The following is a 15154-nucleotide window of genomic DNA, read 5'->3' as shown; positions in this document are numbered from 1 at the left end:
GGGTGGAGCATGCGCTTTTTGCGGTGGCTCTGGCGGCTGGCGGCGCTGATCTGGCCATTCGTGATCGACACGGGGCTGTGGTTCGCCGGGGCCGGCACGCTCTACGCCTTCCTGTTTCTACTCTTCTTCCTGCTGTTCGCCGTTGCGTGGCTGTTCGGCTTCTCGCCACCGGAGATCACCGCATGGCTGGACGATCATGCCGCCTTGTTCGACCGGATCGGCGACTGGCTGTGGCGGGTGTTCATGGGTTTCGTGCTGCTGATCTGCGCGCTCGGCCTGGTCGCGGTCTGGTCGCAATGGTTTGGCGAGAAAGATGAACCCGATAAGCCGCGCAACGTCGGCGGCGGGTGCTGCGGGCTGATTGCGATCCTGGTGTTCGGCTATGCTGCGTGGGTGGGCATGACGATGCCGATGGATTAGCGCTGATCCCAATCCCCCGACGTGCCGCCGCTTTTGGCGAGCAGCCGCACGCCCTCGATCGTCATGCCCCGGTCCAGCGCCTTGGCCATGTCGTAGATCGTCAGCAACGCAACGGAAACGGCGGTCAGCGCCTCCATTTCGACGCCGGTCTTGCCATCGGTCGCGCAGGTGGCGGTGGCGGTGACCTCGCGGTCGCCGAGCGCCAGGTCGAGGGCGACGCGGGTGAGGGGAAGGGGGTGGCAGAGGGGGATCAGGTCGCTGGCGCGCTTGGCGGCCATGATGCCGGCGACACGCGCGACGGCGAGAACGTCGCCTTTCTTGGCGCTGCCATCGCGGATCGCCTGCAGGGCCTCGGCGGATAGGGTGATGCGGCCGGTTGCCGTCGCTTCACGCCGGGTGATCTGCTTGGCGCCGACATCGATCATGTGGGCTGCGCCGGTCGCGTCGAGGTGGGTGAGGTCAGCCATCAAGCAGCGCGCGGGTGGCGGCCTCAACGTCGGACTGGCGCATCAGGCTCTCGCCGACGAGGACGCAGCGGATGCCGTGATCGGCGGCGGCCTGAAGGTCCGCGCGAGTGCCGATGCCGCTTTCGGAGACGATCGTGTAGCCGGCAGGAAAGCGGGCGGCGAGCTGCCACGCGCGGCGGGGGTCGACATCGAAGGTCCTGAGATCGCGGTTGTTGACGCCGATCAGGCGCGTGCGGAGGCGGAGCGCGCGGTAAAGTTCGGCTTCGTCATGAACTTCGATGAGCACATCCATACCGTCCTCGATGGCTGCGGCCTCGAACTCGACCAACTGCGTGTCGTCTAGCGCGGCGACGATCAGCAGGATCGCGTCGGCGCCGTGCGCGCGGGCTTCGGCGATCTGCCACGGGTCGACCAAGAAGTCCTTTCGGAGCACCGGCAGGTCGACCGCGGCGCGCACCTGGACAAGGTAGTCGAGGCTACCCTGAAAATAGGGTTGGTCGGTGAGCACCGACACGCATGCCGCGCCGCCCGCGGCATAGGCGCGGGCGTGGGCGGCGGGGTCGAAGTCGGCGCGGATCAGGCCCTTGGACGGGCTCGCCTTTTTGACCTCGGCGATAAGGCCGAAGCCGTGCTGCACCTTGGTCAGAAGGGCGGCATGGAAGCCGCGCGGCGGGGTCGGCGGCGGCAAATCGGGGAGCCCGGTGCGCCGGCGGCGGGCGACCTCCTCGCGGGTCGTCGCCAGGATTTCCCCGAGCCGGTCGGTCACCAAGCGATCCAGCGGTCGAGCAGATCGTTCGCCGCCCTGGAATCGATTGCTTCCGCCGCCAGCACCGCGCCCTCAGGCAGCGTCGCAGCGGTCCCGGCCAGAATCAGTGCGGCGGCGGCGTTTAGGAGGACGGCGTCGCGATACGCACCCGTCTCGCCGCGAAGCAGCCTGCGCAGCGCCAGCGCATTGTGGGCGGGGTCGCCGCCGCGGATCGCACTGAGCGGATGGCGCGGCAGGTCCGCATCTTCCGGCGCGATCCGGTCGGGGAAGGCGGCGCAACCGACCGATACGGCGACGCTCGGCCCAGCGCCCGAAAGCTCGTCCAGGCCTTCCTCGCCCGACACGATCAGCGCTGCCTCGGTACCGAGCAGCGCCAGCGCCTCGGCGTAGACCGGCGCGTAGTCGGGCCGGGCGATGCCGACAAGCTGGCGCTCGACGCGCGCGGGATTGGCGAGCGGGCCCATCAGGTTGAAGATGGTGCGGCGGCCCAGCCGCTGCCGGATCGGGGTGATCCGCTTCATCGCCGGATGGTGGTTGCCCGCGAACAGGAAGCAGATGCCGAGCGCGTGAAGCGTGTCTTCCGCCGCCGCGCCTGCACGAACCATGTCGAGGCCGAGCGCCTCCAGCGTGTCGGCCGCACCAGCCTTCGAGCTGGCGGCGCGGTTGCCGTGCTTGGCGACCGGCACCCCCGCCGCCGCGACCACCAGCGCGACCGCGGTCGAGACATTGAGCGTGTGGTGGCCATCGCCGCCGGTGCCGCAGACGTCGATCGCGCCCGACGGGGCGGTGATCGGCAGTAGGCGTTCGCGTAGCGCCCGCGCGGCCTCGGCGATCTCGATCGAGGTCTCGCCACGGTCAGACAGGTCACAGAGAAACCCTGCGATATCGTCTGCGGCGGCGTGGCCGTCCAGGATGTCGGCGAACGCGGCGCGTGCGGACTCGTGGCTGAGCGGCGTCGCGGGAGAGGGCAGGACCGCGAGCGTGGTCATGCGGGCTCGCGCGCCGGCATTCCCGCGAGGCGCAGGAAATTGGCGAGGATCGCGTGGCCGTGTTCGGTCGCGATCGACTCGGGGTGAAACTGGACGCCGTGGATCGGCAGATCGGCGTGGCGAAAACCCATGATCGCACCATCGCTGCTGTGTGCATTGACGACCAGCGGCGCGCGCACGTCGTTGACGATCAGCGAATGATAGCGGGTGGCGGTGAAGGGGCTGGGCACGTCTTCGAATACGCCGGTGCCGTCATGCAGCACCGGGCTGGTCTTGCCGTGCATCAGGTGGCCGCGCTCGACCCGGCCGCCGAAATGCTGGCCGATCGCCTGATGCCCCAGGCAGACACCGAGCAGCGGGCGGCGCTGGTCCGCGCAGGCGGCGACGAGATCGAGGGTGACGCCGGCATCGTCCGGCGTCTTCGGCCCCGGCGAGATGAGGAAAGCGTCCGCGCCCGACGACAGCGCCTGGCCGGCGGAGATGGCGTCGTTGCGCACCACCTCGACCTCGGCGCCGAGTTCCTGGCAATAATGCACCAGGTTCCAGGTGAAGCTGTCGTAATTGTCGATGACGAGGAGCATGCGCCCGGCGCTCTAGCGGGCGGGGGCGGGGTTGCAAGCGCGCCCGTCGCTCCATAGCGGCGGGCGTCATGGCTTCGTGGAACAGAACGCTGCCGCGCGGCCTTGCGCCCGGCGAGCTCGTCGCTGCGCGCGCGGTGTTCGGCGATGCGATCGACTGGGTGCGCGTGCGGGTCTTCGCGCGGCCGTTCGTGCCGATGCAGACGAAGCGGACCGCGGTGACGCCGTGGGGCGCGATCCACTTCCGGCCGGAGGACCATTTACCCGATTTTTCAATCAGCTGGGACAATATGGCCTGGCTGATCCACGAGCTGGTCCATGTCTGGCAGCATCAGACCGGGCAGTGGGTGATCCCGCGCGGGTTCTGGGAGCGGAACTATCAGTATGGCGCGCTTGATCCGCTCAAGCCGTTCGAACGCTACGGGATCGAGCAGCAGGCGGCGATCGTCGAGGACTGGTATCGCCTGACGCAGCATCGGGCGGCGTGGCGCGGCAGCGGGCGGGCGGCGGATTATCGCGCGGTGATCCCGTTTCTGCCAAGCTGAACTGCGGACCCGACACACCGTCCGCGCGTTGGGCGGGGCAAAGGAGCTTTTGCTTATGCTACGCCTCGCTGCCGCCATCCTGATCGTCGTGCCTGCGCTCGCGACCGCGCAGGGCTCGCCGACCCCGCAGCGCATCCGCAGCGTGACGATCCAGCGCGGTCAGGCCTGTCCCCGTTCGACGGTGGCCGGCGAGGTGGTGGTTTGTTCTTTCGCCGAAGAGCCTTACCGTATCCCGCGAGCGCTGCGCGACGACGGGCCGGTGACCGCCGCCAATCAGAGCTGGGCGGCCCGCGCGGCTGATGTGGATCAGGAAAGCCGGGTGGCGGCCGGGCTTCCCGACACCTGCTCGCCGATCGGCACGGGCGGGCAAAGCGGCTGTGCGCTGGCGGCCGCGCGGGCCTATGCGGCGGAGAAGCGCGCGGGGAACGTCACGGGTCGCGGACCGGCCACCGGGCAGTAGCTCGCCACCGTCGAGAGGGGCGGCCTTACTGGCCCCAGCCTGCTTCGCCCGCTCGCGCCACGGCGTCCCGCGCGGCCGCCAGGATCGCACCGGCCTTTGCTTCGCACTCCCGCTGTTCCGACGCAGGATCGCTGTCGGCCACGATCCCTGCCCCGGCCTGGGCATGGATGAAGCCGTCCTTCACCACCGCGGTCCTGAGCACGATGCACGAGTCGAGGGAGCCGTCGGGCGAGAAATAGCCGACGCCGCCAGCATAGGCGCCGCGCCGTTCGGGCTCCAGTTCGGCGATGATCTCGCAGGCGCGGACCTTGGGCGCGCCGCTGACCGTCCCCGCCGGAAAACCGGCGAACAGCGCGTCGAGCGCATCGCGGCCGGGCGCTAGCGCCGCCACCACGTTCGACACGATGTGCATGACGTGGCTGTAGAGCTCGACCGTGTAGCTTTCGGTCACGCGCACGCTGCCTGCCACCGCCGCCCGCCCCGCGTCGTTGCGGCCGAGGTCGAGCAGCATCAGATGCTCGGCGCGCTCTTTTGGGTCGGCGAGCAGTTCGGCGCGGTTGATCTCGTCTTCGCCGGCGGTGCGGCCGCGGGGGCGGGTGCCGGCGATCGGGCGCACGGTGATCTCGCCGTCGCGGACGCGGACCAGGATTTCGGGGCTGGAGCCGATCAGCGCGAAGCCGGGCAGGTCCAGATGATAGAGGAACGGTGACGGGTTGATCCGGCGGAGCGATCGGTAGAGTTCGAACGGGGGCAGCGCGAAGGGGGCGGCAAAGCGCTGGGCGAGGACGACCTGGAAGATGTCGCCCGCAGCGATGTAGCTCTTCGCCCGCGCGACCATCGTTGCGTAGTGCGCGGGCGGCATCGCCGGGACGTAGGCGGGCTCGGGCGCCTCGGCACGGACCGGGGCGGCGAGCGGCGTTCCTGCGAGTCGCGCAGCGGTGGCGTCGAGGCGCTCCTCGGCCTCGGCGACGATCGCGGCGGGGTCGCGCGCGGCGTCGGGCCAAGCGGGCGCGACAAGGAAAAGCGCATCGGCCAGGCGGTCGAACACCAGCAGCACCGTGGGGCGGACGAACAGCATATCGGGCAGGCCGAGCGGGTCGGCCTCGGGCTGCCGCAGCCGCTCGACCAAGCCGATCGTTTCGTATCCGAAATAACCGACCAAGCAGGCGAGCGCGCGGGGCAGCGCGGATGGGACGTGGGCACGGCATTCGGCGACCAACGTGCGCAGCGCCGCCAGCGTCGGTCCGGCGGCAACGAACGAGTCGCGGTCAGTAGCCCAGTGGCGGTTGATCTCGGCGGCATCGCCCTGCGCCCGGAAGACGAGGTCCGGCGCGAGCCCGAGCAGGCTGTGCCGTCCGCGGATCGCGCCGCCCTCTACCGATTCGAGCAGGAAGTCGCCGCGTCCGGGCTCGATCAGCCTGAGCGCCGCGGCGACCGGGGTTTCCGTGTCGGCGACCTGCCGCCGCCAGATCAGCGCTGGACGGCCAGCGGCGAGCGTCGCAGTGTGCGCCTGCGCTGCGATCGGCTCGGGGCACACGGTCATGCGTTTAGTTGCCGCCGGAGCCACCTTGACCGAGCAGCTGCGCCCTGACCCTCGCCACGACGGCAGGGTTGGTGGAGGTGCCGACCTCGCGTTGCGCCGCGCGGGCGAACTGTTCGGCATATTCGCGCCCGATCAGCCCGCCGAACGCCTGCCGCACGGCGTTGACCCGCGCGACGTCGTGCGACGCATCGCCGCGCTGGATCGCGTTGAGCCGGATCACTGCCCAGCCTGCGCCGCCGGGCGCTTCGAGCAGCTTGGTCGTGCCCGGCGCCATCGCGAACATCAGCGCCAGTGGCTGTTTGGTCGGCCCCTGGGCGCGATCGACATCGTCGCGGCTGGCGCTGATCGGCTTCGGCCCCGCCGCGGACAATCCGGTCGAGGTCCATGCCTGTTGCAGGGTCTGGCCGGCGTTGACGCGCTGCAGGATCTGCCCGGCCACCCGGCGGGCGGCCAGCACCGCGCGCTCGCCCGCGACATCCCGCTGAACGTCGTTGCGCACCGTCGCGAGCGGCCGCGCCGTCGCGGGCACCACCTGTCCCAGCGCAACCAGCGCGAAGCTGCCGTCGGCGCCGGTCGGCACCAGCAGCGGCTCGTCGCCAGCCTGCATCTGATAGACCGCCTGCACCAGCGGCGTCAGCGCAGGATCGGGCTGGCCCGGGTGATCGGGATCGGTGCCGTTGGGAAGCAACCCGGCGGTGACCTGCGCCTGCAGCCCCTTGTCGCGCGCCAGCTCGTCGAAGGTGCCGTGATCGGCCAGCGCGTCGTCCAGCTGCTCGTGCAGCGTGCCGAGCGCTTCCGCCGTTTTCTGCGCGCGCAGCGCGGCGGCGATCTCGCCATGCGCTTGCGCCAGCGTCTTGCCCGCGACCTGTGCGACGCGGTCGACATGCGCGACGGTGAAACCGATACCGCCGCGGATCGGGCCGACGACGGCGCCGTTCGCTGCGCCAAACACCGCGTCGGCGACCGCGGTTGAGGTCTGGGTTGCGAGCGCCGCCCGGGTCAGGCCGGCCTTGACCGAGGAGGACAGCCCCGCCGCGGCGGCGGCGGCGGCAAGCGACTGGCCGTTCTTCACCTTGGCGGCGAGCTGCGCGGCCCCGGCAGCGTCGAGCACCACCACGGTCGTCACCGTGCGCTGCTCGGTCGGCGCATATCTCAGCCGGTCGGCATTGTACGCCGCGGCGATTTCCGCCTCGCCCGGCGCTGCCTGCGCCTGCACGCGCTCGGGCGTGACGCGCGCATAGCGGATGACGCGCCGCTCGGGCACGGTGTAGCGCGCGATGTTCCGCGTGTAGAAGCTCTGCAGTTCCGCCTCGGTCGGCGGGGGACCTGCGGTCATCGCTTGGGTGGGCACAAAGGCGATCAACCCCTGCCGCCGCTCCAGCAGCAGATCGGCATAGGGAACCGCCAGCTGTTGCGGCACGGTCTGGATGCGGCTCAGCGGGATCGTCAGCGCCTGGGTCAGCAGATCGCGGCCGAGGTCGGCGCGGAAGTCGCGCTCGCTGATCTTCTGGTTCGCGAGCACCTGTCGAAAGATGGTCGGGTCGAACTCACCGTTTGGGCCCTGCAGGCCGGGAAAGGACGCGATCTGGCCATCAACCGCTCGTTTGGAAATGCGCATGCCCTGGCTGTGCCCGAACTGCTCCAGCGCCAATCCGCTAAGTTGCCGCTGGAGCGTGCCGTCGAGGCCGTTCCCCGCAATATACTGCGCCATTGTCAGCGTCGGTTGCTGCGCACGGAAATTGGCGAGATCCTGTTGCGCGCGCCGGGTCAGCTCGGCCGCGTCGATACGGACATTGCCGACCCGCGCGGCGTCGCTGCCGCTGCCGCTGCCGCCCAGCGCCGCCAGCCCCTGCGACCGCAGTGACGAGACGTCGCCACCGGCGAACGCCAGCGCGATCAGGACCAGCACCACGCCCGTGACGATCGCGCCCGCCTTGGAATAGATCAGGCGGCGGAAGGTGGAGAGCATGCGGGCGGAGCTTTCGGCCGGTGAGAACGGGATTGCCTTACGGGGGCGGGCGCGGTGCTTCAAGCTTGTGCGGCGGCGGTTGCGGGCTATCGACGGCGCGCGAGGAGACCGAGATGCGGCGCAAGCTGGTGGCGGGGAATTGGAAGATGAACGGCGTGCGCGCATCGCTCGGTGAGCTGGACGCGATCGCGGCGATGGTTGCCGAGGGGGTCGACGTCGCGGTGGCGGTGCCGTTCACGCTCATCGCCGCGGCGGCGGAGCGCGTCCCGGGACTCGGGATCGGGGCGCAGGACGTGCACCACGCCGATGCGGGCGCGCATACCGGCTGCGTCTCCGCCGCGCAGGCCGGGGATGCCGGCGCGCGATTCACGATCGTTGGCCATAGCGAGCGGCGCGCGGACTGCAACGAGACCGACACGATCGTCCGTGCCAAGGCGAAGGCGGCGCGGCGCCACGGGCTCGATGTCATCTTGTGCGTCGGCGAGACGCTGGCGGAGCGGGATGCGGGGCAGGCGGTGAGCGTCGTAACGGCGCAGCTCGCCGGGTCGCTGCCGGAAGGCGCGGCGGGCGACTGGCTGTCGGTCGCCTATGAGCCGGTCTGGGCGATCGGGACGGGGCGGACGCCGACGGTCGCCGACGTAGCGGCCATGCATGGCGCGGTGCGGGCCGAGCTGAGGCGGCTGAGCGGGGAGGAGGCGGCGCGGGTGCGGGTGCTGTACGGCGGGTCCGTGACGGCGGACAACGCCGCAGCCCTGATCGGCGCGAGCGATGTGGACGGCGCGCTGGTCGGCGGCGCGAGCCTGACAGCTGCGAAGTTCGTGCCGATCATCGCGGCGGCTGCGGCGCTCTAGCGGGAGCGCCGCACCGCGCTGGTCAGCAGCCGCGCCTGCGGCCGAGCATGCCGCCCATGATCCCGCCGACGCTCGGACGGCAGGGCTGCTGGCCGTTGTTCTGTCCGCCCGCCGCGCCGCCCATACCGGGCACTACCATCGTCGTCGACTTGTACCGGACTTTCGCCTCCCAATCGGGATGCCAAGGCACGCGCGGGTTGGCGGGGCGGGGCGGATAGGCGAAGTTCAGCTCCGGCCCGAACGCGGTCATGAAGGTGATGAGCTGTCCGCTGCCCTTCGCCTCGGCCGGGATCGCGCAGCTGGTGCGCGCGGCGGGCATCACCGTGCCACGCGCCGCCAGCCGTGCAACGACGGAAGGCGCGACATAGTCCCACAGCCCGCCGCCCATCTCGCGCGTCGACGACGACGCCCACCAGATCGCGTCGCCATTCTGGCCGCTGCCGAACGCCCAGGCGTAATAGCCGGTCGCGTTAGTGACGCTGTTCCAGCTGAGCAGCGACGACCCGTCGGGCTGCGCGGCGCTGGTGACGTTGAGCGCGGGCAGGAAATCCTGCTGGACGTTGAAGGCCATGGCGGGGCTATAATTGCCGGCGACGCGGTGATCGCCGATTAGCGATGATGTGTTGCGCGGCTTGGCGACGCGGCCGATGGGATATTGGCCGAAGGTGCGGCTGGTTGCGGCGCTGGGCGGATGGTCGACCGGAACGTTTGCGGTGAAGAGGTTGGGCGGCAGCTGGCCCTCGCCCAGATGCGCGAAGTCGATGATGACCGGCTGTCCCGGACCGGCATGCGCGCCGCAGCCCCAGAAGATCAGCAGGCGACCCTGCGGTCGGCGATACTGGCCCGGCTCGCTGTCGCCGGGCGTGGTCGGCTCGGACGTCGCGGCGGCGGTCGGGGTCGGCGAGATCAGCGGCACCGATGCGCCCATCTGCGCGCCGGCGGGCAGGAAATGGTCTGCATGCGGCGCACCGTCGCTCGCCGGCAGCGTCGAGCCGAGGCGGAGCGTCAGGCTGCGGCTCTCACCACCGCCGCGCATCATCGCGCGCAGGCCGCCGGCGAGCGGGCCCGACGCGGTACTGACGTCCATGTAATAGCGCACTTTTGGCGGGGTCACCGTCTGCGCGCCGCCCCCGGCGAGCATAAAGGCGGCGATCCCGGCCGCCGCGGCGCCGGTGAGAAGAATAGTCCTGCGCATGCGCACCCCCTGTTCGAGTTCGTGCGCGACCCTTTTGTTCTTTCCCGGTCAAACGAGATTGCGCCGGTTCGACGGCCATGTCGAGAGCCGTCAGCCGCGGCCGTAGCGGTCCTTCAGCACCTGAAACGCGGCGCGCAGGCCGAAGGCGTCGCCGCCCTTCGGCCGCCCTGCCCTTGCGGCCGGCCGCCAGGCGAAAACGTCCATGTGCGCCCAGGCGACGTCCTTCGGCACGAAACGGCGGAGGAAGAGCGCGGCGGTGATCGCGCCCGCCATGCCGCCTTCGGGCGCGTTGACCAGGTCGGCGACGTCGGATTTGAGGTCGGCGTCGTAGCCGTTCCATAGCGGCATCCGCCACAAAGGATCGCCAAGCGCGGCCCCCGCCGCGAGCAGCGCCTCGGCGAGAGCGTCGTCATTACTGAACAGCGGCGGCAGGTCTGGGCCGAGCGCAACGCGGGCGGCGCCGGTCAGCGTGGCGTAGTCGAGGATCAGCTCGGGCTTGTCCTCGCCTGCCTTGGTCAGCGCGTCGCCCAAAATGAGACGGCCCTCGGCGTCGGTGTTGGTGTTCTCGACCGTCAGCCCCAGCCTCGTGCGGAGCACGTCGCCCGGCCGGAAGGCGTTGCCGGCGATGCTGTTCTCCACCGCCGGGATGAGCAGGTGGAGCCGCACCGGCAGCTCCGCCGCCATCACCAGCCCGGCGAGTGCCAGCGCATGCGCCGCGCCGCCCATGTCCTTCTTCATCAGCTTCATGCCCGCCGCGGGCTTGATGTCGAGGCCGCCGGTGTCGAAGCTCACGCCCTTGCCGACGATCGCGACGCGCGCGTGGGCGGGGTCGCCCCACTCAAGCTCGATCAGGCGCGGGTGGCGGTCCTTCGCCGCGGCCATGCCGACCGCGTGGATCATCGGGTAGCCGATCGCGAGCGGGTCGCCGCGGGTCACGGTCAGCTGCGCGCCGTGGCGGTTGGCGAGCGTTTCCGCCTGCGCTTCGATGTCGGCAGGCCCCATGTCGGACGCGGGCGTGTTGACCAGGTCGCGGACCAGCGCGGTCGCCTCGGCGAGGCGGACCGTCTCCGCGATCCGCGCCGGGTCGGGGGTGAGGAGTATGCGGGGCCCCGCATCGCTGGCCGGCTTGTACCGGTTGAAGCGGTACTGACCCAGCAGCCAGCCGAGCACGCCCGCGCCGGGGTCGCCAGCGAGCCGATAATTGCCGGCGGGCAGAAACCCGCCCATCGAGGCGAACCGCCAGGGTGAGCTTGGCGGATCGTCGCAGACGAGCACCGCCGACCAGTCCTCCGTGCCGTCGCCGGGCAGCATCGCCTTGTCGCCGGGCTTGCCGGTCAGGCCGTGCGCAGCGACGGCGGCGCGGGCGCGCGCAGGCTGCGCCGTGAGCCAGCCGGTCCACTCGCCGGGCTTTACGACATGGATGCCGCGGGCGGGCTGGCCGCGGTCGGGCTGGAGCAGGTCGGCATATTTCATTGCGCTGACGCCACCAGGAATTGTTCGAACCGGCCGTGTGCGCCGGGCTCGGCATAGGTGCTGACCGCCAGCGTGCGACCAGGATAGGTGATGCGGAAGACCCGGTTGACAAAACCGCCGCGCAGCCGCGTCCTGCCGGTCTGTGTGAACGCGGTCGGCGCGCCCAGTGGGCGGAGGCTTGCGCGGTAATCGGCCAGAGTCGCAGGCGTGAAGTAGAAGTTCGCGTCCTCCGTCAGCGCCGTCCGATCGAGCGTGCCGTCACGCAGCTGGTCATAGATGCGTCGCGCCGCAGCCAGCGCGACGCTGTCCTCCGCCGCGACGGGCGCGGGCGGCAGTACGATCTGCGCCAGCCCCCGCGCGATGCGCATGAAACTGTCCGACGACCAGCTGTTGGTCAGCACCACGATCGCGGCGTGCTGGTCGGGGAAGACAATGTTCTCCGACAAGAAACCGACGGCCTCGCCCGAATGCTCGATATAGCGCCGCCCGTCGTTGCTGCCGGTCGACACGCCCATGCCATAGCCGTTGGTCGACCCGTCCGTCAGCCGCACCGGCGTCTCCTGCGCCTGCCAGTCGGCGGCGGGCAGCACCGCGCGGTTGAGCCGCGCGACATCCCATTTCGCAAGGTCCTCCGCCGACATGGCTAGTTCGCCCGCCGCGAACAGCCAGCCGCGTGCGGCGGGGGTGGCGGGGCGGACCGGGCCGAGCGCGTGACGGCCATAGCCCTGCGGGAAACCGAGGCCGACCGCCAAGTCCTGATCCACCGCCCGGATGCCGAGTGGTGCGAAGATACGATGCTGCAGGAACGACAGCAGCGGCTCGCCCGCCACCTGCTCGACAATCAGTCCCGCGACGACATAGCCGGTATTGGAATATTGCCATTGCGTGCCTGGCTCGAAATCGAGCGGCCGCTTCGCCCAGCGATCGACGATCTGCTGCGGCGTGACCGGCGTCGCCATCGCGCGGAAGCTGTAGTCCTGCGGCCAGTAATCCTGCAGCCCGGCGGTATGCGACAACAGCTGGCGCAGGGTGATGCGGTCGCCGCCGGTGATGCCGGGAAGGTAGCGCGACACCGTGTCGTCGAGGTGAAGCCTGCCCTCGTCCTGGAGGAGCAGCATCGCCGCGGCGGTGAACTGCTTCGAATTGGACGCGATCGGATACGGCAGATGCGGGTCGGGCGCGCCGCAGCCCTCGCACTGCTTGCCATAGGCGCGGGCAAGCACGATCCGCCCGCCTCGCACCACCGCGATGGACGCGGACGGGACGCCGGTGTCGCGCAAGGTCGTTCCGACCAGCCGGTCGATCCGCGCCTGCTCCGCGGGCGTGATCGCCTGGGCGAGAGCAGGGACGGGGAGGAGGGCGAGGAGGGCGGCTAGCAGTTTCAGAAGCATTGTCGCAGCGAAGCAGAAGCGGTGAGGAGGCGCAATCGTGGACGCACGGGGGTACTCCTTGCAGGAGTGTCCCACGCTCAGGCGGGCGCCGCGAACAGGTCGTGCTCGTCGGCGTCTTCGACGTGGACGTTGACGATGTCGCCCGGACGGAGGTGTCCCGCGTCACGGAGCAGCACCTGGCCATCGATCTCGGGCGCGTCGGCCTGCGATCGGCCGGTGGCGCCGCCCTCGTCGCCGACTTCGTCGATGATGACGGGGAGCGCGCGGCCGATCTTCGCCTGCAGCTTGGCGGCGCTGATCGCGGCGGTCTTCGCCATGATACGGGCATAGCGCTCTTCCTTCACCGTCTCGGGCACCTGGTCGGGCAGCGTGTTCGCTGCGGCGCCGGCGACCGGCTCGAAGCGGAACGCGCCGACGCGGTCGAGCTGCGCCTCATCGAGCCAGTCGAGCAAATACTGGAAATCGGCTTCGGTCTCGCCGGGAAAGCCGACGACGAAGGTCGAGCGGATCGCGATGTCCGGGCAGACCGCGCGCCACTTGCGGAGCCGTTCCAGCACCTTGGCGTCGTTGGCAGGGCGCTTCATCCGCTTCAGCACCGCCGGCGCCGCGTGCTGGAAGGGGATGTCGAGATAGGGCAGCACCAGCCCCTCCGCCATCAGCGGAATGACCGCATCGACGTGCGGGTAGGGATAGACATAGTGGAGCCGGACCCAAGGAGCGATCCGGCCCAGTTCGCGGGCGAGATCGGTCATCGCGGGTGCCACCTCGCGGCCCCTCCACGCGCGCGGCTCGCGGCGGATGTCGATGCCATAGGCGCTGGTATCCTGGCTGATGACCAGCAGCTCCTTCGTCCCCGCCGCGACCAGCTTTTCCGCCTCGCGCAGGATCGCGTCGGGGCGGCGGCTGACGAGGTCGCCGCGGAGCTGCGGGATAATGCAGAAGGCGCAGCGATGGTTGCAGCCCTCGCTGATCTTCAGATAGCTGTAATGGCGCGGCGTCAGCTTGAGGTCGGTGTCTTCGACGGCGGCGCCGGGCATTAGGTCGAGATAGGGCGACCGGCCAATCGGCGCGGCGGCGTGGACGGCGTCGACGACCTGTTCGTACTCGTGCGCGCCGGTGATCGCGAGGACGTTGGGGAAACGGTCCCGGATCGTCTTCGCCTCCTTGCCGAAACAGCCGGTGACGATGACGCGCCCGTTCTCCGCGATCGCCTCACCAATCGCCTCGAGGCTTTCCTCCTTGGCGGAGTCGAGAAAGCCGCAGGTGTTGACCAGCACCACGTCGGCGCCGGCGTAATCGGGCGACATGGCGTAGCCCTCCGCCCGCAGTCGGGTGAGGATACGCTCGCTGTCGACCAGGTTTTTGGGACAGCCGAGCGACACCATGCCGACGCGCGGCGGGGAGGGGAGGACGGTGGCCATGGCGGGGCCACGGACATAGGCGGGTGCGCCCAGCTTTGCCAGCGCCTCGCCCTTGTCAGAAATCCTTGAAGTCCACCCCGATCCGCTTCGCCTTCATCTTGACGCCCTTGGAGTCGGTTCCGTTCATCTGGAACGGCGGCTTGAGCGCGTTCCAGCACGCCCAGCTCTCATCGAGACTCTCTTCGGGCCAGCGAATCCTGAGATCGTACATATGCCGCGGCGGCCGTTCATAGGTGCCGGTCGTCATGTCGCCCGTCGGCTTCGCATTGCCGTGCGCCGGTCTGAGCGACGTATGCACGACCTTCCCGCCCGCGCCGAAATAATAGAAATTGTGGCTGGAACCGGGCTGGTCGATTTCCCACCAGCCGCCGAGCCACGGGTCGGTCTGCTTCCCCGCCGCGAGCAGCGCGCGCATGCTGACCCAGCCACTAACCGAGGCCGGCATCCCGCCAGGTCGCACCAGCATCTTGACGGAGTCATAGCCAGAGCTGGGGCCACCCTGACCCGCCTCGACGGTATGCCAGCCATCGGTGTCAGACCACAGGAACACGCCCATATGGAGCGTCGCGAGCCCGTTCGGGTCCTTAGCGTTGGCGGCGTAGACGCGGAACGGGTCGCCATATTCGGGCGTCGCGCCGCTCGACGCTGGCACCCAGCAATGCGCCAGCCCGAGCCTGGTCAGGATATCGGCGATGTCGAATCGTCCGACGCCGTATTTGTCCTTTCCCCCGACATCGAGGCCCGTGAACCCCATCGCGATCCCGCATTGGGTGACAAAGTCGTTGCAGGTCGTGGTCTTGTCGCTGATCCACTTTTCGAGAAGCTGGCGGTGCGTGCGTCCGGTCAGCTTTGCGAACAGCGGGTTGTCCACGATCGGATTGGCCTTGTCGGCGATGGCGGCGTCGGCGCTGGCGCGGGTGTAGGGCGGCTTGAACGCCGGGGTCCCCGATTTGACTTCCTGTCCCTGCGCCAACGGTTGGATAAAGACCATCAATTTGAGTTGATGTTCGAGCATGCGCCTCTCCAGACCGACGATCGCAGCAAAAGCCGGGAAGGCGGCCGCGGATAGGATGGAAGCGACGTGGC

The 15154-nt window shown here is 69.8% G+C and carries 15 protein-coding genes; 4 read left to right on the top strand and 11 right to left on the bottom strand.

Translation table 11 applies throughout. The annotated features are described in order from the left end of the window. Nucleotides 1–9 precede the first annotated feature (9 nt). Nucleotides 10–420 (top strand): hypothetical protein, encoded by a 411-nt coding sequence (locus ACP2AD_RS09485; RefSeq protein WP_425229825.1) that lies wholly within the window; start codon nucleotides 10–12, stop codon nucleotides 418–420. Here ACP2AD_RS09485 and moaC read toward each other — a convergent pair. The 4 genes from moaC to ACP2AD_RS09465 are packed head-to-tail and all read right to left on the bottom strand — an operon-like array spanning nucleotide 417 to nucleotide 3223. Then, nucleotides 417–887 (bottom strand): cyclic pyranopterin monophosphate synthase MoaC, encoded by a 471-nt coding sequence (moaC, locus tag ACP2AD_RS09480; RefSeq protein WP_425229824.1) that lies wholly within the window; start codon nucleotides 885–887, stop codon nucleotides 417–419. The two genes, ACP2AD_RS09485 and moaC, sit on opposite strands and share 4 nt — an antisense overlap. After that, nucleotides 880–1653, bottom strand: coding sequence for an indole-3-glycerol phosphate synthase TrpC (gene trpC / locus ACP2AD_RS09475; RefSeq protein ID WP_425229823.1), 774 nt, complete (start codon nucleotides 1651–1653; stop codon nucleotides 880–882). Before trpC ends, moaC begins: the two co-directional genes overlap by 8 nt. Further along, nucleotides 1650–2642 carry an anthranilate phosphoribosyltransferase gene (gene trpD, locus ACP2AD_RS09470; RefSeq protein WP_425229822.1) on the bottom strand — a complete coding sequence of 331 codons (993 nt, stop codon included), beginning with the start codon at nucleotides 2640–2642 and terminating at the stop codon, nucleotides 1650–1652. The genes trpC and trpD overlap by 4 nt, the downstream gene beginning before the upstream one ends. Continuing rightward, a complete protein-coding gene (locus ACP2AD_RS09465) occupies nucleotides 2639–3223 on the bottom strand; it encodes an anthranilate synthase component II (protein ID WP_425229821.1) in 585 nt (194 codons plus the stop codon). The genes trpD and ACP2AD_RS09465 overlap by 4 nt, the downstream gene beginning before the upstream one ends. Nucleotides 3224–3291: 68 nt before the next feature. On the opposite strand from ACP2AD_RS09465, the gene ACP2AD_RS09460 reads away from it, so the two are divergent. Further along, nucleotides 3292–3765 carry a vgr related protein gene (locus tag ACP2AD_RS09460; RefSeq protein WP_425229820.1) on the top strand — a complete coding sequence of 158 codons (474 nt, stop codon included), beginning with the start codon at nucleotides 3292–3294 and terminating at the stop codon, nucleotides 3763–3765. 55 nt (nucleotides 3766–3820) lie between these two features. Continuing rightward, nucleotides 3821–4225: a hypothetical protein gene (locus tag ACP2AD_RS09455; RefSeq protein ID WP_425229819.1), complete on the top strand. Its 405-nt coding sequence runs from the start codon at nucleotides 3821–3823 to the stop codon at nucleotides 4223–4225. Between the two features lie 25 nt (nucleotides 4226–4250). On the opposite strand, the gene ACP2AD_RS09450 is transcribed toward ACP2AD_RS09455, so the two are convergent. Both ACP2AD_RS09450 and ACP2AD_RS09445 read right to left on the bottom strand, forming a co-directional pair. After that, the gene (locus ACP2AD_RS09450) at nucleotides 4251–5768 is read right to left on the bottom strand and encodes an anthranilate synthase component I family protein (RefSeq protein WP_425229818.1); all 1518 of its coding nucleotides are present in this window, start codon (nucleotides 5766–5768) and stop codon (nucleotides 4251–4253) included. Between the two features lie 4 nt (nucleotides 5769–5772). Further along, nucleotides 5773–7737 carry a SurA N-terminal domain-containing protein gene (locus ACP2AD_RS09445; protein ID WP_425229817.1) on the bottom strand — a complete coding sequence of 655 codons (1965 nt, stop codon included), beginning with the start codon at nucleotides 7735–7737 and terminating at the stop codon, nucleotides 5773–5775. Between the two features lie 113 nt (nucleotides 7738–7850). Here ACP2AD_RS09445 and tpiA point away from each other — a divergent pair, with 113 nt between their 5' ends. Beyond that, a complete protein-coding gene (gene tpiA / locus ACP2AD_RS09440; protein WP_425229816.1) occupies nucleotides 7851–8588 on the top strand; it encodes a triose-phosphate isomerase in 738 nt (245 codons plus the stop codon). A 22-nt stretch (nucleotides 8589–8610) separates the two neighbouring features. On the opposite strand, the gene ACP2AD_RS09435 is transcribed toward tpiA, so the two are convergent. The 5 genes from ACP2AD_RS09435 to ACP2AD_RS09415 form a co-directional block, all read right to left on the bottom strand. Next, nucleotides 8611–9783, bottom strand: coding sequence for a hypothetical protein (locus tag ACP2AD_RS09435; protein ID WP_425229815.1), 1173 nt, complete (start codon nucleotides 9781–9783; stop codon nucleotides 8611–8613). A 90-nt stretch (nucleotides 9784–9873) separates the two neighbouring features. Beyond that, nucleotides 9874–11256: a leucyl aminopeptidase family protein gene (locus ACP2AD_RS09430; protein ID WP_425229814.1), complete on the bottom strand. Its 1383-nt coding sequence runs from the start codon at nucleotides 11254–11256 to the stop codon at nucleotides 9874–9876. Continuing rightward, a complete protein-coding gene (locus ACP2AD_RS09425; RefSeq protein ID WP_425229813.1) occupies nucleotides 11253–12647 on the bottom strand; it encodes a serine hydrolase domain-containing protein in 1395 nt (464 codons plus the stop codon). Before ACP2AD_RS09425 ends, ACP2AD_RS09430 begins: the two co-directional genes overlap by 4 nt. Before the next feature lie 77 nt (nucleotides 12648–12724). Beyond that, nucleotides 12725–14068: a 30S ribosomal protein S12 methylthiotransferase RimO gene (gene rimO / locus ACP2AD_RS09420; protein WP_425229812.1), complete on the bottom strand. Its 1344-nt coding sequence runs from the start codon at nucleotides 14066–14068 to the stop codon at nucleotides 12725–12727. A gap of 55 nt (nucleotides 14069–14123) precedes the next feature. Beyond that, nucleotides 14124–15083 (bottom strand): hypothetical protein, encoded by a 960-nt coding sequence (locus tag ACP2AD_RS09415; RefSeq protein ID WP_425229811.1) that lies wholly within the window; start codon nucleotides 15081–15083, stop codon nucleotides 14124–14126. Nucleotides 15084–15154 lie beyond the last annotated feature (71 nt).

Source organism: Sphingomonas sp. (genome assembly GCF_965248875.1).
GTDB lineage: Bacteria > Pseudomonadota > Alphaproteobacteria > Sphingomonadales > Sphingomonadaceae > Sphingomonas.
Note: the sequence above shows the minus strand (reverse complement) of the source record. Positions and strands in the feature narration are given on the sequence as shown.